This window comes from Phenylobacterium sp. LjRoot225 (assembly GCF_964252855.1).
Classification (GTDB): domain Bacteria; phylum Pseudomonadota; class Alphaproteobacteria; order Caulobacterales; family Caulobacteraceae; genus Phenylobacterium.
In genome coordinates this window covers 793,544-815,606 of the sequence record NZ_CAXUPL020000003.1, presented here as the reverse complement: position 1 = coordinate 815,606, position 22,063 = coordinate 793,544, and the positions used below count along the sequence as shown (strand labels likewise).

Annotated in this window: 23 protein-coding genes; 13 read left to right on the top strand and 10 right to left on the bottom strand. The window is 69.1% G+C overall.

Annotated features, from left to right (window positions below):
- The first annotated feature begins 48 nt into the window (after positions 1-48).
- Both ACSQ2B_RS19065 and ACSQ2B_RS19060 read left to right on the top strand, forming a co-directional pair.
- Positions 49-1,641, top strand: a complete 1,593-nt coding sequence (locus tag ACSQ2B_RS19065; RefSeq protein ID WP_436052242.1) for an isocitrate lyase — start codon at positions 49-51, stop codon at positions 1,639-1,641.
- Positions 1,642-1,702: 61 nt separating this feature from the next.
- Entirely contained in the window at positions 1,703-1,909 is a 207-nt protein-coding gene (locus ACSQ2B_RS19060) for a DUF4170 domain-containing protein (RefSeq protein ID WP_436052240.1), read from the top strand.
- A 236-nt stretch (positions 1,910-2,145) separates the two neighbouring features.
- Here the strand turns inward: ACSQ2B_RS19060 and ACSQ2B_RS19055 are convergent, their stop codons facing one another.
- Genes ACSQ2B_RS19055 through ACSQ2B_RS19045 form a run of 3 tightly spaced genes read right to left on the bottom strand, consistent with a single transcriptional unit; the run spans position 2,146 to position 5,760 of the window.
- On the bottom strand, positions 2,146-2,508 hold the full coding sequence (locus ACSQ2B_RS19055) for a DUF1318 domain-containing protein (RefSeq protein WP_436052238.1): 363 nt from the start codon (positions 2,506-2,508) through the stop codon (positions 2,146-2,148).
- An 11-nt stretch (positions 2,509-2,519) separates the two neighbouring features.
- On the bottom strand, positions 2,520-2,729 hold the full coding sequence (locus ACSQ2B_RS19050; protein WP_436052236.1) for a YnbE family lipoprotein: 210 nt from the start codon (positions 2,727-2,729) through the stop codon (positions 2,520-2,522).
- 40 nt (positions 2,730-2,769) lie between these two features.
- Complete coding sequence (locus ACSQ2B_RS19045; protein WP_436052234.1) at positions 2,770-5,760, bottom strand: intermembrane phospholipid transport protein YdbH family protein; 2,991 nt, start codon at positions 5,758-5,760, stop codon at positions 2,770-2,772.
- A 195-nt stretch (positions 5,761-5,955) separates the two neighbouring features.
- Here ACSQ2B_RS19045 and ACSQ2B_RS19040 point away from each other — a divergent pair, with 195 nt between their 5' ends.
- From ACSQ2B_RS19040 to ACSQ2B_RS19015, 6 genes are all read left to right on the top strand, one after another.
- On the top strand, positions 5,956-8,019 hold the full coding sequence (locus ACSQ2B_RS19040) for a 3-hydroxyacyl-CoA dehydrogenase NAD-binding domain-containing protein (RefSeq protein WP_436052232.1): 2,064 nt from the start codon (positions 5,956-5,958) through the stop codon (positions 8,017-8,019).
- A gap of 62 nt (positions 8,020-8,081) precedes the next feature.
- Positions 8,082-9,176 carry an NADH:flavin oxidoreductase gene (locus ACSQ2B_RS19035; RefSeq protein ID WP_436052230.1) on the top strand — a complete coding sequence of 365 codons (1,095 nt, stop codon included), beginning with the start codon at positions 8,082-8,084 and terminating at the stop codon, positions 9,174-9,176.
- A 244-nt stretch (positions 9,177-9,420) separates the two neighbouring features.
- Positions 9,421-9,987: an NUDIX domain-containing protein gene (locus tag ACSQ2B_RS19030; RefSeq protein WP_436052228.1), complete on the top strand. Its 567-nt coding sequence runs from the start codon at positions 9,421-9,423 to the stop codon at positions 9,985-9,987.
- Between the two features lie 7 nt (positions 9,988-9,994).
- On the top strand, positions 9,995-10,393 hold the full coding sequence (locus ACSQ2B_RS19025) for a hypothetical protein (RefSeq protein ID WP_436052226.1): 399 nt from the start codon (positions 9,995-9,997) through the stop codon (positions 10,391-10,393).
- Positions 10,394-10,534: 141 nt separating this feature from the next.
- Positions 10,535-10,807 (top strand): usg protein, encoded by a 273-nt coding sequence (locus ACSQ2B_RS19020; protein WP_436052224.1) that lies wholly within the window; start codon positions 10,535-10,537, stop codon positions 10,805-10,807.
- A 203-nt stretch (positions 10,808-11,010) separates the two neighbouring features.
- Positions 11,011-12,639 (top strand): peptide ABC transporter substrate-binding protein, encoded by a 1,629-nt coding sequence (locus ACSQ2B_RS19015; protein WP_436052222.1) that lies wholly within the window; start codon positions 11,011-11,013, stop codon positions 12,637-12,639.
- Positions 12,640-12,657: 18 nt separating this feature from the next.
- Here ACSQ2B_RS19015 and ACSQ2B_RS19010 read toward each other — a convergent pair whose 3' ends face one another.
- The gene (locus tag ACSQ2B_RS19010; RefSeq protein WP_436052220.1) at positions 12,658-12,957 is read right to left on the bottom strand and encodes a glycine zipper 2TM domain-containing protein; all 300 of its coding nucleotides are present in this window, start codon (positions 12,955-12,957) and stop codon (positions 12,658-12,660) included.
- Between the two features lie 185 nt (positions 12,958-13,142).
- Here ACSQ2B_RS19010 and ACSQ2B_RS19005 point away from each other — a divergent pair, with 185 nt between their 5' ends.
- Positions 13,143-13,400 carry a GlsB/YeaQ/YmgE family stress response membrane protein gene (locus ACSQ2B_RS19005; RefSeq protein WP_436052219.1) on the top strand — a complete coding sequence of 86 codons (258 nt, stop codon included), beginning with the start codon at positions 13,143-13,145 and terminating at the stop codon, positions 13,398-13,400.
- Positions 13,401-13,548: 148 nt separating this feature from the next.
- A complete protein-coding gene (locus ACSQ2B_RS19000) occupies positions 13,549-14,436 on the top strand; it encodes an SMP-30/gluconolactonase/LRE family protein (protein WP_436052217.1) in 888 nt (295 codons plus the stop codon).
- Between the two features lie 90 nt (positions 14,437-14,526).
- Here the strand turns inward: ACSQ2B_RS19000 and ACSQ2B_RS18995 are convergent, their stop codons facing one another.
- From ACSQ2B_RS18995 to ACSQ2B_RS18980, 4 genes are all read right to left on the bottom strand, one after another.
- Complete coding sequence (locus ACSQ2B_RS18995) at positions 14,527-15,300, bottom strand: outer membrane protein (RefSeq protein WP_436052215.1); 774 nt, start codon at positions 15,298-15,300, stop codon at positions 14,527-14,529.
- A gap of 243 nt (positions 15,301-15,543) precedes the next feature.
- Positions 15,544-15,780: a DUF3606 domain-containing protein gene (locus ACSQ2B_RS18990; protein WP_436052214.1), complete on the bottom strand. Its 237-nt coding sequence runs from the start codon at positions 15,778-15,780 to the stop codon at positions 15,544-15,546.
- Positions 15,781-15,849: 69 nt separating this feature from the next.
- Entirely contained in the window at positions 15,850-16,203 is a 354-nt protein-coding gene (locus ACSQ2B_RS18985; protein ID WP_436052212.1) for a hypothetical protein, read from the bottom strand.
- Entirely contained in the window at positions 16,200-17,408 is a 1,209-nt protein-coding gene (locus tag ACSQ2B_RS18980) for an aromatic ring-hydroxylating oxygenase subunit alpha (RefSeq protein WP_436052210.1), read from the bottom strand. The genes ACSQ2B_RS18985 and ACSQ2B_RS18980 overlap by 4 nt, the downstream gene beginning before the upstream one ends.
- A 190-nt stretch (positions 17,409-17,598) precedes the next feature.
- On the opposite strand from ACSQ2B_RS18980, the gene ACSQ2B_RS18975 reads away from it, so the two are divergent.
- Positions 17,599-18,192: a TetR/AcrR family transcriptional regulator gene (locus ACSQ2B_RS18975; protein WP_436052208.1), complete on the top strand. Its 594-nt coding sequence runs from the start codon at positions 17,599-17,601 to the stop codon at positions 18,190-18,192.
- A gap of 140 nt (positions 18,193-18,332) precedes the next feature.
- On the opposite strand, the gene ACSQ2B_RS18970 is transcribed toward ACSQ2B_RS18975, so the two are convergent.
- Positions 18,333-18,707 carry a VOC family protein gene (locus ACSQ2B_RS18970; RefSeq protein WP_436052206.1) on the bottom strand — a complete coding sequence of 125 codons (375 nt, stop codon included), beginning with the start codon at positions 18,705-18,707 and terminating at the stop codon, positions 18,333-18,335.
- A gap of 32 nt (positions 18,708-18,739) precedes the next feature.
- The gene (locus ACSQ2B_RS18965) at positions 18,740-19,552 is read right to left on the bottom strand and encodes an SDR family NAD(P)-dependent oxidoreductase (RefSeq protein WP_436052204.1); all 813 of its coding nucleotides are present in this window, start codon (positions 19,550-19,552) and stop codon (positions 18,740-18,742) included.
- Positions 19,553-19,768: 216 nt separating this feature from the next.
- On the opposite strand from ACSQ2B_RS18965, the gene ACSQ2B_RS18960 reads away from it, so the two are divergent.
- Both ACSQ2B_RS18960 and ACSQ2B_RS18955 read left to right on the top strand, forming a co-directional pair.
- Positions 19,769-21,175, top strand: coding sequence for a M20/M25/M40 family metallo-hydrolase (locus ACSQ2B_RS18960; RefSeq protein ID WP_436052202.1), 1,407 nt, complete (start codon positions 19,769-19,771; stop codon positions 21,173-21,175).
- Between the two features lie 79 nt (positions 21,176-21,254).
- A complete protein-coding gene (locus ACSQ2B_RS18955) occupies positions 21,255-22,016 on the top strand; it encodes a FadR/GntR family transcriptional regulator (RefSeq protein WP_436052200.1) in 762 nt (253 codons plus the stop codon).
- Positions 22,017-22,063 lie beyond the last annotated feature (47 nt).

Sequence of the window (22,063 nt, the reverse complement as noted above, 5' to 3'; positions counted from 1 at the left end):
GCAACGGTTGTCACAGTGCGATGACCGACCCATTCGCAGAGAGTCAATATGTCCTACCAAGACCACATCATCGAGATGGGCCAGCTCGTTAAGAGCAAGGCCGGCGCCTGGGACGGAATCGACCCTTCGGCAGTAGCCCGGATGCGCCTGCAGAACCGGTTCAAGACCGGTTTGGAGATCGCCCGCTACACCGCCGACATCATGCGCCGGGACATGGCGGCCTATGACGCCGATCCGACGCAATACACCCAGTCGCTGGGCTGCTGGCACGGCTTCATCGGCCAGCAGAAGATGATCTCCATCAAGAAGCACTTCAAAAGCACCGACCGCCGGTACCTCTACCTGTCGGGCTGGATGGTCGCGGCGCTGCGCTCGGAATTCGGCCCGCTGCCGGACCAGTCGATGCACGAGAAGACCACGGTCCCGGCGCTGATCGAAGAGCTCTACACCTTCCTGCGCCAGGCCGACGCCCGTGAGCTCGGCGGCATGTTCCGGGAGCTGGACGCCGCCCGCAAGGCTGGCGACACCGCCAAGGAAGAGCAGCTGGTCGAAGCGATCGACTCCTACGAAACCCACGTGGTTCCGATCATCGCCGACATCGACGCGGGCTTCGGCAACGCGGAAGCCACCTACCTGCTGTCGAAGAAGATGATCGAGGCCGGCGCCTGCTGCATCCAGATCGAGAACCAGGTCTCGGACGAAAAGCAGTGCGGCCACCAGGACGGCAAGGTCACCGTTCCGCACGAGGACTTCCTCGCGAAGATCCGCGCGGTCCGCTACGCCTTCCTCGAGCTGGGCGTCGACAACGGCGTCATCGTCGCGCGCACCGACAGCCTCGGCGCGGGCCTGACCAAGCAGATCGCCGTCTCGAACGAGCCGGGCGACCTGGGCGACAAGTACAACAGCTTCCTCGACTGCGAAGAGATCACGCCGTCGGAACTGAAGAACGGCGACGTCATCCTCAACCGCAACGGCAAGCTGCTGCGGCCGAAGCGCCTGCCGTCCAACCTGTTCCAGTTCCGCAGCGGGACCGGCGCGGAGCGTTGCGTCCTCGACTCGATCACCGCCCTGCAGAACGGCGCGGACCTGCTGTGGATCGAGACCGAAAAGCCGCACATCGAGCAGATCGCCGGCATGATGGACAAGGTCCGCGAGGTCTTTCCGAACGCCAAGCTGGTCTACAACAACTCGCCGTCCTTCAACTGGACGCTGAACTTCCGCCAGCAGGTCTATGACGCCTGGGAAAAGGCCGGCAAGGACCTCGCCCAGTACGATCGCGCCAAGCTGATGAGCGTCGACTACGACGGCACGGCGCTGGCGATCGAGGCCGACGAGAAGATCCGCACCTTCCAGGCGGACGCGGCGAAGCGGGCCGGCATCTTCCACCACCTGATCACCCTGCCGACCTACCACACCGCGGCCCTTTCGACCGACAACCTGGCCAAGGAGTATTTCGGCAGCCAGGGCATGCTGGGCTACGTCCTCGGCGTCCAGCGCCAGGAGATCCGCCAGGGCATCGCCTGCGTCCGCCACCAGAACATGTCGGGCTCGGACATCGGCGACGACCACAAGGAATACTTCGCGGGCGAAGCGGCCCTGAAGGCCGGCGGCGTCCACAACACCATGAACCAGTTCGCCTGAGCCAAATCAGACGACCGGCGGGCGGTCCCACCGTCCGCCGGAAGTGAAGGAGTGAAGGACCATGAACACGGAACGCTTTTGGGTCGTCGGCGGTGAATACAGCAGCACCACCTTCCACACGCTGAAGAAGGGCCAACCGGACGTACTCGGCCCCTTCGCCACCCGCGACGAAGCCCGCGCCGTCTGGAAGCAGGTCTCCGAGACGACCCGCAGCTGCGCCACCGCCAAATATTCGATCACCGCCGAGCAGCTGACCCTGCCGCGCTGATCCAGGCGAGGAAACGCCCAACGAATTAGGGGCCGCTCAGCGATGAGCGGCCCCTTGTCTATTCAGATGTCATCCCGGAAGCCGCGCAGCGGCTATCCGGGATCCATGAACACGGCGTCGCCGGATCCCGCTGGAGATCTCCGGTGTGCATGGGTCCCGGTCTTCGCTTCGCGAAACCGGGATGACACGGAATTTGGATCCCCGCTTTCGCGGGGATGAGTCCGGCTAGCGCCGGCTCACTTCCTGACCCAGCCGCCGCCGTTCGGCTTGTAGTACTGGCCCGGCTGGATACGGGGCTGGATGGCGTTGATGAAGGCCGAGGCGCCGGCGGCGGCCGGCGTCGCGCCGGACTTGGCGGCGGCTTCGCGGTAGACCTGAGCGCGGCCGGCGTTGATCTCGGCCACCGCCGAGCGGAGCGCCGGATCGCCTGCGCTCGTCACGAAGCCCAGGAAGCCGTCGGCCTGTTCGCCGACGATTCCCGCCGCCTTGGCGGCGTCGACTGCGGCCTTGGCCTGGGCCGTCTGGGCGACGGCGGCCACGGGAAGGGCCAGGGCCGCGAGAACCGCCGCGCCGAGCCCCAGGATGTCTCGAGTTTGCATCTCTTATCCGCCTAGAAGAGGTTCGGGTTCTTCTGGATCAGGTCTTTGACTTCCTGGTCCAGGCGCAGCCGGACGTCGGCGTCCAGCTTGGCGTAGATGGTGATCGGCTTGACGTCGACCGTCACAGTGGGGCTGCAGGCGCTCTGGGCCAGGCCCAGCAGCAGAAGTGCGCCAAGCGCGGCCGCGGGGGGAGTCTTGTTAAACAGGCGCGGGCCGATCATGCGCAGGTCTCCATTCGTCTCACCGTCTCATCCTTCTGCATCAGGGCTGAACCTGGGCTGAACCGTGCAGCCGACGGAACTCGGCGTAGTCGCCCAGCAGATCGTCCAGGTTGAGCGTCGTGTCCAGGGTGAGATCCACCCCGGTGTCGGACGGCAGCGGCAGCTTGCGGCCCAGGAACTTCTTCTGGATCAGGTCGAGGAACGACAGCCGGATCTCCTGGCGCTGCGGCGGATCGTGCTTGCCGATGATGTGGAACAGCACGGCGAGCCGGCCGTCGTCGCGGCTGTCGATCCCGGCCGTGAGCGTCGAGAAGGCCAAATGCTCCATCGCCTGGTAGGCGAAGTCGCTGAAGGTGTCGGTCGAAGGCTCGGGAGCCACAGCCGCCGGCGCGCCGGACGTCTCGACGGCGCCGGAGGCTTCGACATTGGTCAGCGCCGTGCGCTGGATCGACAGCCGGCCGGGCTGGACCGCGTGCAGCGTCCCCCCCTGCACCCGCACCTTGTCGCCCTGCGTGGTGAACGGGATGCGGCCGCTGACCTTGGCGTCCAGCTCGACGCGATCGCCGAAAGGCGAGGCCTCGACCAGGTCGTGCAGCTGCACCCCGTCCAGATTGACCACGCCGCGGATCGGCTGGCCGACGGCCAGCGGGATCTCCAGGCTCTCGATGCGCGCCAGGCCGCCGCCGACCGCCGCCTGGCCGCCGGTGACGCGCAGGGCGTCGGGCTGCAGGCCGAAGGCGATCCGCACCTCCGTCAGCGGCGCCACCGGGGTCGCCACCGAGGCGGCCTGCAGGGTCTGGCCGGGCGCGGCGACCAGCGGGGCGAGGCTGGTGAACGCCACCCGGCCGGAGAGGCCGCTCACCGCGCCCGCCGGGCTCTGGAAGTCGAGGTTCGGGATCTCCAGCACGCCGGCGCTGGTCTGGGCCGCAGGCGTCCAGGCGAAGCCGCCGGTGAACTGCGCCTCGCCCTGCGCGGGCGAGCCCACCGCCGCGGCCAGCGGCGAGAGGTCGGCGGGCTGCAGGCCGCCTTGCGCGAACCGCAGGGTCCCGCTGTCGATCTCGACCCCGCCGCGACCGCTCAGGCTCTCGTGCTTCAGCCGGGCGGTCGCCAACGGCCGGCCCGCGCCGTCGCGGATCGCGACCGCCGCCGTCCAGAGCTCGCGCGCCAGCTGCGCCTGGCCCGAGATCCCGACCGGCCGGAACCGGGTTACCGGCGCCGCATCCGAAACCTCGGCCGCGGCGATGCCCGCCTTCGCCTGCAGCGCGCCCTTGCGCGCGGCCAGGTCCAGGGTCCCGGCGCCCTTGGCGACTCGCGCCTGCAGGAAGGGAACCTCGGCCGCGACGTCTTCCGCACGCCCGGCGATCCGCCAGTCGCCGCCCCCCAGGCTCAGCAACGGGCTTCCCGCCGGGCAGAGCCGGCCGGAGAGGCCGCGCACGTCGTTGGCGCCGAAGTTGGCGCGGGGCGCGGTCATCGAGGCGCAGCGATCGCCGGTGAAGCTGACCACGCCGTCCGCGAGGCGCAGCGCCCCGGACGCGTCGAACACCCCCCGCTCGATCGGGCCGATGGAGAGGGCGGCCTTGATCCGGCCGCTCGCCACGCCGCCGCCGGGGGCCAGCGCCGCCTGGACGATGTCGGCGTCGACCTTGGGCAGGCCGCCGCCGGCCGCGGTCAGCTTCCAGCCGGCGCCGGCCGGGGCGAAGGTCACCGATCCGCCTCGGTCCGGCGTCAGCCGCACGGGCTGGACCAGCCGGGCGCGTACCGCACCGCCGCCCTGGCGGCGCACCGCGACCGCCGGGGCCGTGAAGCGGAAGCCGGCCGCGGCGCGCTTCACAGCCGCCATGTTCGCAGAGTCCGTCGCCACCGGCGCGCCCAGGCCGCTCCAGGCGCCATGGCCCAGGGCGTGGGTGACGAGGTCGAGGTCGGCCCCCTTGCGGCTCAGCCGCACCGGCCCGCGCGCCGCGGCCGTCACCTGGGACAGGTTCAGCGCATCGCGGGCGTAGCTGTCGAGCGAGGCGCTGGCGGCGATCCTGGCCTGCACGAGGTCGCCGCCCTTGCGGGTCCAGCGCAGGTCTTCGGCGCTGCCTGCGGCCCGGAGGGTCCCGGCCTGCCCGCCGCCGGCCTCCGCCCCGCCCGCGCGCAGGTCGGCGACGGCGCGGCCGGTCAGCGTCAGGTCGTCGATCCAGCCGGCGGCCTGGCCGGTCAGGGCGGCCGAGATCTGGCCGTTGCGCAGGGCTTGGCCCCCCAGCGCCAGCCGGCCGCCGGAAAGCTCGGCATGGGCCACCACCGCCCCGGTCTCGCGCTTGCGCTTGAGGTCCGGATAGGGGCCGGCGGCGGTCATCCGCAGCCGCGCGTTGGTCGCCGACAGTCCGCCGGCCGTCCCGCTCGCGATCGGCGCATCGAGGCTGAGCTCGACGCGGCCGCCGGCGGCCTGCGCCGTCAGCTGGGTCTCGCCCAGGCTGACGTCGAACCGGTCGCTGCGCAGCCGCGTGGGCGCGGTCCGGGCGGAGAGCTGTTGCAGCCGTCCGTCGACCATCTTGGCGTCGGCCTCGATGCGGACCCGGCCGTAGCCGGTGTCCAGGGCGACCACGCCGCCTTCGACCACAATCCGCGGCTGGACGGCGCCGGTGCGCGGCGGGGCCTTGCGGAATTGTGCGATCAGCGGGTCGAGCTCACCGGCGGAAAGCTGGCCGCCCTTCAGGCGCGCGCGCAGGACGGGGCGCACCAGACGCACCGAGCGGACCTCGAAATTCAGGCCGCGCAGGCCATAGCCCACGTCGGCGCGCGCGATGGTCAGGTCGGGATGGCCGGGGTCGCCGATGACGATCGAGCCGGTCACGCCGGTGGGGCCGATCGACTGCACCTCGGCCGAGGCCGCCACGCCCTTGGACTTGAGCCAGCCGGTCAGCGCTTCGCGCGCGATGGTCCGGCGGGCGGCGTAGAGCAGCAGCGCGGCGACCACCGCGACCACGCCCAGGATAACCAGCGCAGGGCGCAGGCGGCGGGCGGGGGTTGGCGGCGCGGCTTCGGTCAAACGGCGGTCTTTCGATCCTCTGGTGACGGTGATAGCGCAAAACCGAGCCAAAGCGTGGCGCCCGCCTTCGAGCCCGCCCGCAATTGACTTGGAACCTCCTGGCGTCGCCAATCCCTTTCAGCGCGACGGGACGAGTTGGCCGGGATGGGCGGGCCAAGATGGGCGGGGCGCCTGTCCAGGTTCCAGGAGGACACGATGACGGCCATTAATGCGGTGACGGATCTCAGCCAAGACGGCGAGGTCGCCGTCCTCACCCTCAATTCGCCGCCGGTGAACGCCCTGTCGCTGACCGTGCGCGAGGGGCTTTTCGAAGGCTTCAAACAGGCGCTCGCGAGTTCGGCGAAGGCGGTCGTCGTGATCTGCGACGGGCGCACCTTCATCGCCGGCGCCGACGTCTCCAACCTCGCCGACATGCTCAAGGACCCGAGCATCGAGGATATCCAGAAGCTGATGGACGGCGCGGACCGTCCGGTGGTCGCGGCGATCCACGGCACGGCGCTCGGCGGCGGGCTGGAGATCGCCCTTTGCGCCCATTTCCGAGTGGCCGTCCCATCCGCCAGATTGGGCCTGCCGGAAGTGAACCTGGGCCTCCTGCCCGGCGCCGGCGGCACCCAGCGCCTGCCCCGCGTGCTTGGTCCGCAAAAGGCCCTGGAGATGATCACCTCGGGCAAGCCGATCCGCGCGGCCGAGGCGCTGGAGCTGGGCCTGGTCGACGAACTCGTGGCGGAGGACGGCTTGCGCGCCGGGGCCCTGAGCTTCGTCCGCAAGGCTCTGGCCGGGGGCCGGCCGCTGGTCCGGCTACGCGACCGCGACGACAAGGTCGCGCCCTTCCGCGGCAAGCCGGAGCTGTTCGAGACCTTCCGCCAGGCGACGGCGAAGAATTTCCGCGGCCAGGTCGCGCCGGACTGGATCGTCGAATGCGTCGAGGCCGCGGTCGAGAAACCGTTCGACGAGGGCCTCGCGCTGGAGAAGCAGCGCTTCTTCCAGGCGGCGATGAGCCCGCAGTCGGCCGCCCGGCGCTACTACTTCTTCGCCGAGCGCAGCGCCCAGAAGATCCCCGACGTCCCGGCCGAGACCGCCGCCCGCGAGGTGAAGAGCGTCGGCGTGATCGGCGCCGGCACCATGGGCGGCGGCATCGCCATGAACTTCGCCAACATCGGCGTGCCGGTGACGATCATCGAGATGAAGCCGGAAGCGCTGGAGCACGGCCTGTCGGTGATCCGCGGCAACTACGAGCGCTCGCGCGGCGCCAGGCCTGAGGAGACCGAAAAGCGCATGAGCCTGCTCAAGGGCTCGCTCGACATGGCCGACCTGAAGGACTGCGACCTGGTCATCGAGGCGGTGTTCGAGAACCTCGAGGTCAAGAAGCAGGTCTTCCAGAAGCTCGACCAGGCCTGCAAGCCGGGCGCGATCCTGGCCAGCAACACCTCCTATCTGAATCTGAACGAGATCGCCGCCGCGACCGGCCGGCCGCAGGACGTCATCGGCCTGCACTTCTTCTCCCCGGCCCAGGTCATGCCGCTGCTGGAGATCGTCCGCGGCGACAAGACCAGCCCGGAGGCGCTGGCCACGGCGGTCGACTTGGCCAAACGCATCCGCAAGACGATCGTCATCTCGCGCGTCGGCCCGGGCTTCATCGCCAACCGGGTGGCGATGCCGCGGCTGACCGAGATCAACAGCTTCCTGCTGGAAGGCCTGCCGCCGGCCCGGGTCGACAAGGTGCTCTACGAGTTCGGCTTCCCGATGGGGCCGTTCGCCATGCTGGACCTGGTGGGCCTGGACGTGATCGCCGACCCGCCCGGCCATCAAACTATCCGAGGACGGATGGCCGAGGCCGGCCGGCGCGGCCAGAAGGGCGGCGGCGGTTTCTACGACTATGACGAAAGCCGCAATCCCCGGCCTTCGCCTGCGGCGGACAAGATCATCGAGGACTTCCGGATCGCTTCCGGCGCGGCGATCAAGGAGGTCACCGACGAGGAGATCCTCGAGCGCAGCCTCTATCTGGAGGTCAACGAGGGCGCGAAGGTGCTGGAGGAAGGAATCGCGATGCGCGCCTCGGACATCGATGTGGCCCTGATCAACGGCTACGGCTGGCCGGTCGATCGCGGCGGGCCGATGTACTACGCCGACCAGATCGGACTGGATAAGGTCGTCGCCAAGCTGAAGGAATTCGAGCTGAAATACGGGCCGCAGTACAAGCCCGCGCCCCGGCTGGAGCGCCTCGCGGCGGAAGGCAAGAAGCTCACCGGCAAGAGCTAGCTTGGCCTGACCTGCGCACTACATGCAGGGGATAGGGCCGCGCCAATCGCCGAGGATCTTTCGTGTCGTTCGAAAACCTGTTCCAGCCGCTCGCCTTCGCGCGCGGCCCCCAGATGAAGAACCGCTTCATGCTGGCGCCCCTGACGAACAAGCAGAGCCGGCCCGACGGCGTCCTCACGGATGAGGAAATTCGCTGGCTCACACTGCGGGCCAAGGGCGGCTTCGGCCTGGTGATGACCGCCGCAGCCCACGTCCAGGCGGTCGGCCAGGGTTTTGAAGGCCAGCTCGGCGTGTTCGGCGACGAGCACCTGCCGGGACTGACCCGACTGGCCGAGGCGCTGCGGGCGAACGGCGCCCGCTCCGCCGTCCAACTGCACCACGCCGGGAACCGCGCCCCTGCCGCCCTGGTCGGCCAGCCGGTCTCGGCCTCCGACGATCCGGAGACCGGCGCGCGCGGCCTCACCCTCGACGAGGTCCAGGGCCTGCGCGACGACTTCATCGCCGCCGCCGTCCGCGCCGAGCGGGCCGGCTTCGACGGCGCCGAGATCCACGGCGCCCACGGCTATGTCATCACCCAGTTCCTCTCCGCCGAGCTCAACCGGCGCGAGGACCGCTACGGCGGCAGCCTGGAGAACCGCAGCCGCCTGCTGTTCGAGATCATCGACGGCGTGCGCGCCGGCGCCGGGCCCGATTTCCAGCTGGGCCTGCGCATCTCGCCGGAGCGGTTCGGCATGAAGATCGCCGAGATGCGCGAAGTGGCGCGCAAGGTCCTGGCCGACGGCAGGATCGACTACCTCGATCTCTCGCTGTGGGACGTCTTCAAGACCACCGACGACGAGGCCTTCCGCGAGCGTCCGCTGCTCGGCTGGTTCACCGACCTGGAGCGCGGCCAGGTCCGCCTCGGCGCCGCCGGCAAGCTCACCACCCCCAACCAGCTGACGGCCGCGCTCGCCGCCGGCTGCGACTACGTCATCCTCGGCCGCGCCGGCATCCTGCACCACGACTACCCCGACCAGTTGCAACGGAGCGATCGCTTCCGCCCTGTGGGGACCCCGGTCGCCCCCGAGCACCTGCTGGACGAGGGCCTCACTCCCGGCTTCGTCGAATATATGCGAACCTTCAAGGGCTTCGTCGCGGAGGCGGCGGCCGCGGAGTAGTTGTTCGGCCCTCTCCATTCCGTCATGGCCCGGCTGCCCGGCATAGGCGCTAACATGAGGGGGCGCCGGCCCCTCCCCTACCGTCATTCCCGGCCTTGTGCCGGGAACCCATGCACGCGAGAGACAGAGACCAACCTGCGCCTTCGACGTTCATGGATGGCCGGGACGGCGCCCGGCCATGACGGAAGGACGAAGGGACGGCGGGCAGGGAGCGCGTCGGCGGAAGCGCAGGAGAGGACCATCCATGCCCATCGAAATCCACAAGCTGGAGACCCTCTACCAGGGCTACTCCACGCTGATGATGGCGACGCTGGCGGCGCCTGACGGAACCACCTTCAAGCGGGAGATCGAGCACCACGGACACGCCGCGGCGGTCCTCGCCTACGATCCGGCGCGGCGCACGGCGCTGATGGTCAGCCAGCCGCGGGCGCCGGTGATCTGGGCCGACGGGCCGCCGGAACTGCTCGAGGCCATCGCCGGCATGCTCGACGGCGAGGACCCGCAGGTCTGCGTTCGCCGCGAGGCGATGGAGGAGGCTGGCGTCACGCTGGGCGAGGTGGAGCCGCTGGGCGTCGCCTTCCCCTCGCCCGGCGTCTCCAGCGAGCGGATGCACCTGTTCCTCGCCGCCTATTCGCTGCGCGACCGGGTGGCCGACGGCGGCGGCGTCGACGGCGAGGACGAGAACATCACGGTGATGGAGATCCCCCTCGCCCAGCTCTGGGCTCAGGTGGAGGCCCAGGAGATCCAGGACCTGAAGACCCTGACGCTGATCCTGGCCCTGCGGGTGCGGCGTCCCGAGCTGTTCGCCTGAGCCCCTCATGAGCGAGCCACCACCGAGCGACCCGAAGCGCTTCTACACCGGCTGGCTGCTCGACCCGGGCGACCGCGAGGCCCTGCTGCGGCGCTTCCCGCCGCGCTACCCCGAGGTGGTCGCCCATCACGTGACGCTGAAGTTCGGCGACCGCGCGGCTGTTCCGCCCATCAACACCACCGGCGAGGTCATCGGCCAGGCCGACGACGGCCTGGGCGTCGAGGCCCTGGTGGTGCGGATCGCCGGCTCCACCGACCGTCCGGACGGCTCGACCTATCACATCACCTGGTCGCTGGCGCCCGGCCGCGAAGCCCGGGAAAGCAACGCCGTGATCGCCAGCCTCGGCTGGACCGGGCTGCCGCAGCCGGTCCCGATCCGGCTCCTGGCCCGACCGTTCGGAGACTGACGATCAAAAGCTTGGCAGCACACCGACCACATGAGTGCTAAGCAACTGAATTTAAGAGACATTTTACAGAATCGCGCCTAATGTTTCTCATGCGCGGCGCAGCCTGCGCCGCGCCTGGTCAAACAGTCGCGAGGTCCCTTCATGACGCCGTCGCCTGAGTTCCGCAAACAGCTGGAAGGCTACGGCCTGACCACGGCCGAGATCCTCTACCGGATGCCCGACCACCCGGCGCTGCTGCAGAGCTACATCTGGCAGGAATACGACCTCTTCCCGAAATTCCCGGAGCTGAAGAAGTTCCTCGACTTCTGGGCCCGGACCCTCGACGGGCCGCTGTTCAAGGTCAGCGTGGCGCACTGCCGGTTGATCAAGCCGGCGGAGATCAAGGCCCTCGACGGCGAGTTCCGGCTGCACTGAGCGGACGGCAGGCCCCCCTCCACCCCTTCGGGGTCCCCCTCCCCCGGAGGGGGAGGAGAGGGACGCTGCAACCTCGACTCTCCTCCCCCCTTGGGGGAGGGGGACCGCGAAGCGGTGGAGGGGGCCGCCGCAACAGCCGAGCCCCTCGACAAGCGGTCGCGTCCGAGGCGTGATGCACGCCTCTTCGCCCGCATGAGGCCGTCTTGGCGCCCAAACCGCTCCGTCCGTTCGCGCGCCTTCTGCTGATCGCCGCCCTGGCGCTGAGCGCCTGCCAAGACGCCCCGCAGCGGCCGGCCTGTGCCGCCGGCAAGGTCTGCCTGCAGTACGGCAACGACACCGAGCCGGCGACGCTCGACCCGTCGATCGCCCAGCTCATCTCCGAAGACCTGGTGATCGGCGACCTGATGATGGGGCTGACCACCGAGGCCGCCGACGGCAAGACGATCCCGGGGATGGCGGAGCGGTGGGAGACCAGCGCGGACGGCTTGACCTGGACCTTCCACCTGCAGCCGGCGCTCTGGTCCGACGGGACCCCGGTGACGGCCGACGATTTCGTCTTCGCCTACCGGCGGATCCTCGATCCGAAAACCGGCTCGCCCTACGCCTACATGGTGCAGATCCTGAAGAACGGGGCTGCGGCGACCGCCGGAACGGCGCCGCCCCCGGCCATCGGCGCCCGCGCCCTCGATGCGCGGACCCTGGAGCTGCGGCTCGAACACCCGGCCCCCTACCTGCCCCAGCTGCTCACCCACAACAGCTTCTACCCGGTCCCGGCCCATGTGGTTCGGCGCCATGGGGACGCCTGGATCCAGCCGGGCCGCCATGTCTCCAACGGCGCCTACCGGCTGGTCTCCTGGCGACTGGGCGACCGCATGACCGTCGAGAAGAACCCCCGCTTCTTCGACGCCGCCCACGTCTGCGTCGACCGGATCGACTATTATCCGACCCCGGACTATGTGGCCGCCGAGCGGCGCGTGGCCCGTGGCGAGCTCGACGTCACCACCCAGTTCCAGTCGAACCGCCTGCAGCACATCCGCGAGGTCATGCCGGGCTACGCCCGCACGCACGTCTGGCTGATGAGCGCCTACATGACCTTCAATACCCACGACCCCGGCCCCTTCCGGGACCCGCGGGTGCGGCGCGCCCTGTCGGAGTCGGTCGACCGCGAGTTCATCGCTCGCAAGCTGCTCCGCGCCGGGCAGCTCCCGGCCTACGGCTTCGTTCCGCCAGGCACGGCGAACGCCGAGCCGGGGCCCGCCGCCATCTGGGCGCGCAAGACCTTCGCCGCGCGCCAGGCGGAAGCGCGGGCGCTGCTCGCCCAGGCGGGATATGGGCCGGACCGGCCGCTCAAGATCGAGCTGAAGACCGCAACCCTGACGGACAGCCTGCTGCTGGCGCAGGCGGTGCAGGCCGATTGGCGGGCCGTCGGGGTCGAGGTTCGCACCATGCAGTCCGAAGGCCAGATCCTCTTCGCCGACTTGAGGTCGCGGAACTTCCAGGTCGCCCTGGTGAGCTGGATCGGCGACTTCAACGACCCGCTGACCTTCCTGGGCCTCTTCCAGTCCAGCACCGGGGCGCAGAACTACGGCGACTATAAGAATCCCGCCTACGACGCCCTGCTCGCCGCCGCCGACCAGGAGCCTGATGCGAAGCGCCGGACCGCCCTGCTGGGGCAGGCGGAGCAGACCATGCTGAACGACGACGCCATCGCGCCGGTCTATTTCGGCGTCAGCCGGAGCCTGGTGAACCCGCGGGTGAGCGGCTGGGTGGACAACATCCAGCACCGGCACCGCGCCCGCTGGCTATGCGTGAAGCCGGGCGCGGCGCCGTGACCATTCAGCGATGACGGCTTAGCGATAGACGTAGTGGCACTTCTTCTTGGCGCGGTTCTTGGCGATCTCGTGGCCGGCCACCGCGCCGGCGCCGGCGCCGATCAGGGTGCCGGTGGTGTTCTTGCCGATGGCGTTGCCGAGCAGGCCGCCGCCGACGGCGCCGATGACCGTGCCGTTGTTGGCGTTACGGCGAACCGCGCTTTTGGTGTCGCAGACCAGATGGCGCTGCTTCGGGGCCGCCTCGGCGGCGATCGGGGCGGCCACGATGGCGAAGGCGGACGCCGCCATCATGGTCTTTGCGATGATCGTCTTGCGCAAGAAGGTCTCCTGGGTTGCAGCGACACGCTCGGACCAGAACCCCTGGCGGCGTCTATCGTTGCGCCGCCGACGTCCCGGGGCTTGAATTGAGGGGGCGGGAACCCAATCGGCATGTGAGGGCTTTTTTGCGGCGTCGGCCGGCTCGCGAACCTCGTTCTCAAGCCGGCGTCATTGGAGAATGTCTGATGTCCATCCTCGCCTGGATCGTGCTGGGCCTGATCGCCGGCTTCATCGCCAGCAAGCTCGTGAACAAGACCGGCGGCGGCCTCGTGCTCGACCTGCTGCTCGGCGTCGTCGGCGCGTTCGTCGGCGGCTTCCTGTTCACCCGCTTTGGCGCCGCCGGAGTCACCGGCCTCAATATCTACAGCATTCTCGTCGCCATCGTCGGCGCCGTGGTGGTGCTGTTCATCTACCATGCCATCGTGGGCCGCCGAACGCTCTAACGACGGCCGACATGACGTGCCTGCAGAAAGCCTCGCTCGAAGCCGAGCGGGGCTTTTTTGTACGAACAGCGGCGCCTGCAGTCGGCGCCGACTTCCCTCCTCAGGAGAGCTCGGTCTAGGGTCTCTCCGCTTAAGTAGGAGTAATGCGATGAACGAGCGGCTGCAGTGCGTGGCGCCGGTGGGCGACAAGTGCGGCGAGGCGGCGACCTGGAGTCCCGGCGAGGCGGCGCTCTACTGGTGCGACGTGAACCGTTTCCTGATCCATCGAATCGACGCCGCCGAGCGGGTCTCCAGCTGGTATTTCGACGAACCGGTCGCCGCCCTGTCGCTGACCGAGACGCCGGGCCTGTGGCTGGTGGCGCTGGCCTCCAGGCTGATCCTCTGGCGGCCGGACGACGACAGCCGGCGCGATCATGGCTTCAGGCTCGCCGAATGGCCGACCGCCCGCCTGAATGATGGCCGCGCGGCGCCGAACGGCGACTTCTGGATCGGCACCATGGCCAACAATGTCGGGCCGAACGGCGAGCCGGGCGAGGTCGCCTTCGGCCATGGGGTGCTGCACCGGCTGCAACCCGGCGGCCGCGTGACGGAGCAGAAGCGCGAGCTTGGCATCTCCAACACCGTCTGCTGGTCGCCCGACCGCAAGACCTTCTATTTCGGCGACACCCTGCAGAACACCATCTGGGCCTACGACTACGACGAGGCCGCCGGCGAGATCGCCAACGAGCGGCCGTTCTTCACCGGCTTCGAGCGGGGCCTTCCGGACGGCTCCTCGATCGACGCCCAGGGCCGGTTGTGGAATTGCCGCTTCGGCGGCGGCTGCGTGGTCTGCGTCACACCCGAGGGCGAGATCGACCAGGTGCTGGAGATCCCGGCGCGCAATGTCACCACCTGCGCCTTCGGCGGACCCCAGCTGGACACCCTCTTCATCACCACCGCGGCGATGATGACGACCGAGTCCGACCGCCTGGCCGGCTCGCTGTTCGCCTATGACGCCGGCGTGGCGGGGCTGGAGAGCTTCAAGGTGAAGCTCTGAAAACGCGAAAGCCCCCTCCGCCGCGAGGCGAAGGGGGCTTCCTGGCGATCAAAGCCGAAGTCCCCGCGCCCGAAGGCGCGAGGACGCCGCTTAGAAGCCGGTGACGCCGGTGAACAGCTTCCGGACCGAACCGAGGTCGGCGCCCGACGCATCGCGCGCCTTCAGGGTCTGACCACCGAAGGTGTAGCGGCCGCCGACGCGGAAGGTGTTCGACTTCACGTCGAGGTCGCTCGAGTCGGCATGCTCGTAGCCGGCCAGGACGCTCCAGGGCGTGCCGGCGAACTGGTATTCGCCTTCGACGCCGACGGTCCAGGTGTCGTAGCTGCCGACATTGTCGGTATCGACCTTCGACCAGCCAGCCGCGCCTTGCAGCTTCACGTTGTCGTTGAAGAAGTAACGGGCTTCACCGCGGACGGCCCACAGGTTGGCCTGGTCCAGCTCGTCCGAGTAGCCGTAGCCGGCTTGGCCGTACAGGGTCACGTTCGGGGCGAGGGCCGCTTGGCCTTCGACGCCGGCGCTCCAGACGGTCAGGTCCCGGGTGGCGTAGACGCCGCCGAAGCCGCCGACGATCGACTCGCCGAGCTTGCCGTTGAGGTGGCCGGTGAAGGCGTAGTCGACCACGTCATCGACGTCGCCGCCGACGTCGGTCACGGCGCCGTCGATCAGCAGGTTGACCCGACCAAGGTCGAACAGGGTCGCGCCTTCGATCTGGTAGTTGTCGAGGTCGGGGTTCGGGCCGGCGACGTCGACGTTGGTGCGGGCGTAGTTCACGCCGACGTGGCCGGCGGCGACTTGCGCTTGGGCGGCGGTCGCGCCGAGAGCGAGGGTCACGGCGGCGGCGGTGGCGAGGAGAGACATTTTCATTTTTTAGTTCCCGGGTGGAGCGGAAGAGGGGCGTCCTAGCCCCGCGACGCCTGCACCGGCAACAGTTCAGCTCACGGATCGAGCATTCCGGCATCAGCCTGTGGCGACTTCGACACAGTCGCAGGTTGAGCCTTGACTGTGACATTCCCGTCGCACGCGTCTGGCGCGACGGGATTTCACAGACTCATCAGCCTCTTAGACGCGGGAAAAATGGCCACGAGAACACGCCCGGCCCCGAATGATCTACCGCAGCGAAAGGCTCGGCGGAACGATCCGCTCCTGGTGCGGGGCTTCCAGCTTCAGGGCGACGGCGGTGGTGTTCGGCCCCACCTCCTTCACCACCGCGGCGATCTCTTCCGGGGTGACGCCCAGGCGACTTGACCAAAAGCGCATCGCCTTCCCGTCGGTGACGTCGATGGTCCGACAGGTCTCGAAGGCGCGGCGCTCAGCCTCGCGCCGCTCCGGATGTTTGTTCTGCATCGGCCGCCGCTCCTCGGATTCAGCTGAGCGGTAACGGACGATATGCGAACAACGTTCCGCGGCGGATGTCTAAGGGTGGCGGTCCGCCGGCGCCCGCGTGATCGTGATATGCCGCGCGCCCTCGGCGTGCTTGGGCTCGTCGTCGCCCTGGGTCTCCACCGCCAGCGAAACGTGCGCGAAGGTGAGAAACAGGTTCATCAGCCGCCTTTCCACCGCGTCGAACTGACCCAGCGGCTTGCGGTCGAGATAGGTCAGCGCCGCGGGCAGCAGATCCTTGGCGGCGTTGAAGAAGGCGACCTGCTCGGCCTCAGAGCTGGTCAGCCGGCGCTGGAGGCGGTTGTTGGCCCCCTCGACGGCCCAGGCGTCCGCGAACGGCTCCAGGGCCTCGAAGCCGGACGGAAGTCGAGACGTCGCGGCGCTCACTTCGCTTCTCCTTCGCCGACCAGCTCGGCCCTGTAGGCGTCCACCGCCTTGGTGACCTCATGCAGCAGGTGACGCAGCAGCACCTCCTGGGACTGCAGGTGGATGTGCCGCAGGGCGCCGCTGTTCAGGCCCCGCTGCCCCGCCTCGATGACCGCGCGGTCTTCCGCGTGGATGTCGAGCGCCGTAGCCATCTGGTACTCGCGGGAGAACCGCCGGCTCGCGCTGTCGTCGTCGCCGACCCAGTAGAGCCGGATGACCCCGCGCGACCGGGTGGCCGAGATCGGGAAGACCGTGTGCGAGAAGTGGGTGCCCGGCGAGCCGAACAGGAAGAAGTTCGGGAAGAGGGCGAAGTACTGCTTGTCGAGCCGGCTCGGCGCCACGTCGGCCTCGGCGTAGGCCAGCGGCATGGCCTTGCCCATGGCGTAGGCCTGGATCGGCGTGACCTGGGGGGCGGGGTTGCTCCAGATCAGCTGCGTACGGTGCTGGCCGTGGAAGCCGTACTCGACCGGGTAGCCGAACGGATTGTCCGGCCCGCCCGCGGCGGCGCCTGACCGCGGGTGAATGAACCGCAGGTGGTAGTTCTCCTGGAAATTGTCGTAGGTCAGCTTCCAGTTGGCCTCGATCTCGTAGACGTACTCCGAGAAGGTCGTCGCCTTGGCGACGGGCCGGGTCGCCATCTCCTCGGCCAGCGGCCCGATGAAGTCCGCCAGGCCCTGCTTGGGCTCAGGATCGAGATTGACGAAGATCAACCCGGCGCAGACGTCGACCGCGACCTTGGGCAGGCCGCAGTCCTTCGCCTCGACATAGAAGCGCTCCATGTCCGGCGCGGCGCGGAGCGCGCCGTCATTGCCGAAGGTCCAGGCGTGATAGCGGCAGGTGAAGGACGCCTTCCTGCCATCGGTCTCGGCGACCAGCTGGGTGCCGCGATGGGTGCAGACATTGTGGAAGGCGCGGATGACGCCGTCCTTGCCGCGGGTGATCAGGATGGAAGCCTTGGCGAAGTCCAGCGACCGGACAATGAAGCTGCCGGGCTCAGGCAGTTCGCAGACATGGCCGATGTGCAGCCAGGTGCGCTTGAAGATCGCCTCCCGCTCCAGCTCGAACCAGTCGTCGCGGTAGTAGGGGCCGGCCGGGACCGGGGCAGTGCCCAGGCCGGCGGGATCTTCGCCCTTGATCGTGAGGAATTGCGGAGCCTGCACGTTCATCGGTCACCTCCCTGAAGCCGCCAGGCGCCACGGCCCGGTCTCTGTCTGCTGGTCGATATTTACAACAGACCTGTCGCAAATACAACAGGCCTGTGGGCAAGCTTGACCATAGGCGGGCGGGCCGCCGCGCTGGCATCGGCGCCGCGCATCAGGCTAGCTTGGATCGCAGGATCAGGATCGAACGCACGAGATGAGCTCAGCTGAGGCCACCCCCCAACGGCGCAACAAGGCGTTCGAAGAAACCCATCAGGAGATGATCGAGACGGCGGTGCGCTTGATCTCGGAGACCGGGGTGGAAGCGCTGTCGGTCTCAGCCCTGGCGCGCGCGATGAACGTCAACCGCACCACCGTCTATTATCACTTCGAGAGCCGCGACGTTCTGATCGCCGCGGTGAAGGCCTGGTCGTCGGCGCAGCTCGCCAGGGCCTTCCAGCCGATCGGCTCCCAGGCGGAGCGGATCGACTACATCAGCCGCTTCGTCCTGGAGAACCCCGAGCTCATCAAGCTGTGGATCGAGGACTTCGTCTCCCCCGGCGACATCCACGAGAGCTATCCCCACTGGGACGGCCTGGTGAAGGGCGTGCAGGGCAACCTCGCCGAGGCGCACGGCGACGCGCCGTTCGACGCCGAGATCTTCTGCGTCATCCTGATCACCAGCGCCATCATCGGCCCGCGCGTCTTCAAGAACCGCGTGCGTCCGCAGGAGGCGACCGAACGGGTGATCGAGCGCTTCCGCACCGAATGGCAGCGGATGCTGCGAACCGACGGCATGCTGAAGCCGTGAGATAGCGGCCGAACGCCCCCTCCGTCTCGCTACGCGAGCCACCTCCCCCGCTACGCGGTGGAGGAGCGGGGCCGAGCTGATCCCCCGCCTGCGGGGGAGCTGTCGCGAAGCGACTGAGGGGGCGTTCGGCTGCGCCGCCGTCAGATCGGCCGCGGCGAGTTCAGCTCCACCATCACCCCGTTCGGATCCTCGAGGAACATCTGCCGCACCGGCGCGCCGGGGACCTGCATCATCTTGTAGGTCACGCCGTGCGCGTCCAGCCGGGCGGCCATGGCGTCGAGATCGCCGACCTCGAAGGCCGCGTGGTTGAGCGCGCTCACGTTCGACGGTCCCGCCGGTCCGCGAGCCTTCTGAAGATGCACGATCGGCCGTCCGCCGGCGTAGAGCCAATAGCCTTCGAAGCCGCCGAAGTCCGGCCGCGGCCCCTCCTCCAGGCCGAGGACCTCGACGAAGAAGTCGCGGGTCTCGGCCAGCTTCTCGGTGGCGATGTTCACGTGATCGATCAGGCGGATCATGCGGCCGTCCTCCCTGTCGGAAACCAATGATCTCAGAGCAGGGTTCCGCCGTCGACCTGGAAGACCTGGCCGGTGACGAAGGCGGCGCGATCCGAGGCGAGATAGACCACCGCCGCGGCGATCTCCTCCGGCTTGGCGATGCCGCGGGTGAGCACGCCCTTGCGCGACCGCTTGGCGTTCTCCGCCGGGTCCAGCCCCTTGAAGGCCGTCGCCAGGAAGCCGGTCTCGCGGTTGAAGCGGCTGCCGCTGCTGAAGGCCTCCGGGTCGTCCGAGACCGTGCCGTAGGGCGCCACGCAATTGACCGTGATCCCGTGCTGGCCGACCTCCTTGGCCAGCACCCGGGTGAAGCCGTGCACGGCGCTCTTCGCCGCCGAATAGACCGGCAGCATGTAATCGCCGACCAAGCCGGCGGTGGAGCCGATGTTGACGATCCGCCCCGCCCCGCGCGCGACCATGCGCTTCACCACCGGATGGGTCATCCTGAGCGTGGTCATGAAGTTGAGGTCCACGTCGCCGGCCCAGGTCTCGGGATCGGAATCGACGAAGAGGCCCGAGCCGACGTTGCCGCCGACATTGTTGACCAGCACCGCCACCGGCCCGAGCGCCTCGGCCGCATCAAGGATCCGCGCCGGCGACTGATGATCGAGCAGATCGGCGCGGACGAACACCGCCTGGTCGGCGCCGCGCGCCCTGGCCTGCTCGACCACCCGCGCGCCGGCGGCCTCGTCTCGCCCGACCGCGACCACCCGCGCGCCCTCGGCGGCGAACTCCAGCGCCACCGCGCGGCCGATGTTGGCCGTCGCCCCGGTCACGATCACCACCTTGCCCGCCAGTCCGAAGTCCATCGTCCATCCTCCCGATCGTTCTTGCGCGGCGGCCGGCCCGGCCTCTCCACAACTCTGTGGAAAGATTGTGGGCTCACCCCTGGGGTGGACGCAAGTGTCTCACCCGGCCATGCCTAGGGATCGGGACAAATGCGGGCGTCGCGCTCAAGCCGACAGGCGCCGCTTTCCGCCCGCACGGCGCTGTGCATCATGACCAACCTGTGCGGGAGAGTGAGCATGCGCGTACTGGCGGCGGCGGCGGCGAGCCTGGGTCTTCTGGCGGGGAGCGCTGCGGCCCAGGCGCCGCCCCTGCGGCCGGACCAGGTCCAGTTCCGGGCCGTCTATAAGGAGCTGGTCGAGACCAACACCACCCTCTCCGCCGGCAGCTGCACCGAGGCCGCGCAGAAGATGGGAGCCCGCCTGGCCCAGGCCGGCTTCGCAGCCTCCGACCTGACCTATTTCGCCGACCCCGCCCATCCCAAGGATGGCGGGCTGGTGGCGGTGCTGAAAGGCTCCGATCCCAAGGCCGGCGCCATCCTGCTGCTCGGCCACATCGACGTGGTCGAGGCGCGTCGCGAGGACTGGACCCGCGACCCCTTCGTGCTGGTGGAGGAGAACGGCCACTTCTTCGGGCGCGGGACGGCCGACATGAAGGGCCTCGACGCCATCTGGGTCGACAGCCTGATCCGCCTGAAGCAGGCGCCGCGGCCGCCGCGCCGAACGCTGAAGATGGCCCTGACCTGCGGCGAGGAGACGGACGGGGCCTTCAACGGCGCCCGCTGGCTGGCGACCCAGCGGCCCGACCTGGTGGCGGCGGACTTCGGGCTGAACGAAGGCGGCGGCGGGCGGCTGGACGAACAGGGCCGGCGCGAGATGCTCACCGTCCAGGTCGGACAGAAGGCCTATCAGGACTATCGGCTGACCGTGACCAATCCGGGCGGCCACTCCTCGCGGCCCCGGCCCGACAACGCCATCTACCAGCTGGCCGACGCGCTGGAGAAGGTCAGGCCCTACGTCTTCCCGGTGAAGCTCACCGAGACGACGCGCGCCTCCCTGGCGCCGCGAGCGGCGCGCGGCGATGCGGTCGGCCAGGCGCTCTCCCGCCTATTCGCCGATCCGGCCGACGCGGAGGCCGCGCGCGTCGCCATGACCGACGCGGACGTCAACGCCATCCTGCACACCAACTGCGTCGCCACCCAGCTCGCGGCCGGCCACGCGCCCAACGCCCTGCCCCAGCGCGCCACGGCCAACATCAACTGCCGCATCTTCCCCGGCGAGACCGTCGAGGAGACCCGCCAGACCCTGGTCCGCCTGGTCGCCGACCCAGGCGTGAAGGTGGAGGCCACCGATCCCGACAAGCCGCTGGCCGCCGTGACCGCCCTGGACCCGAAGGTGATCGGCCCGATGCGCACCCTGGCCGCCAAGCATTTCCCCGGCGTCCCCCTGGTCCCCAGCATTTCGGCCGGCGCCACCGACGCGGTCTATCTCGGCCCGGCCAAGGTCCCGATCTACGGCGTCCCCGGCGTCTTCCGCGACGCCGACGGCGGCGGCGTCCACGGCCTCAACGAACGCATGCAGGTCCGCGCCCTTTACGAGGGGCGGGATTATCTGTTCGAGCTGTTGAAGGTCTATGTCGGCGGGTGATGGCCGCGAGCCCGGCGCCCACACTCCAAACGGCGGTGGGCGCTGGACCGGGCGTGACGCGTATGCTTGTGAATCTACGGTGAGCACGAAACCGGTAAGATCCACAATCGACGCCGCGGCCGCCAAGCTCAGGGCGATGTCCTTGGCGGGCGAGCCGGGCGCTCTCCTGGGCAGCGAAGATCATCTTGTGGCCGCGCTCGGGGTCTCGCGCGCGACTGTGCGGCAAGTCGCGCGCCTGCTTGAACGGGAGGGGCTGCTTCGCGTCCGTCGCGGGCTGAATGGCGGATACTTCGTCGCGCGTCCGGGCCTGAGCACGATCGAGGCGGCGGTCAGCGCCTATCTCGACACGCTCGACATGGACGCCCAGGACGTGACGGTGATCGCTTCGGTGCTCTGGGTCGAAGTGCTCCGCAAGGCGGCGAGCGTGCGCACCGACGCCGCCAGGGCGATGGCCGCCAAGTTCCGCAAGCGCGTGGCCGCGCTAAAGGCCGATGTCCGGTTTGGGCAGATTGCCGAACTGGAACAGGAGAGCCGCACTGAAATATTCGCGCTCACCAAATCGCCCTACATCGAGCTGATCTTCCAGATCAACATGGCCTTCGCCCAGAAGCATTTCTCACCCTCCAGCCTGCAGGACGACACCGAGGAGCACCGCGAGTTTGTCGACGCCTGGCGAAAGGCGAAGCTCATGGAGCTGGACGCCATTTTCGACGGCGACCCGGAGCTCGGGATGATGGCCGCCCGGCATATCCGCAACCTCTGGCACCAGCGGATCTGGGCCAGGTCCGGCGGCGAGCGCCCGGCGCGGTCGGCGCCCCTGGCAGACCTGCCGGCCGCCTGAGCCGTCGCGGCCGCGCCCTGCGCGGTCAGGTCTCCGACAAGGCGCCC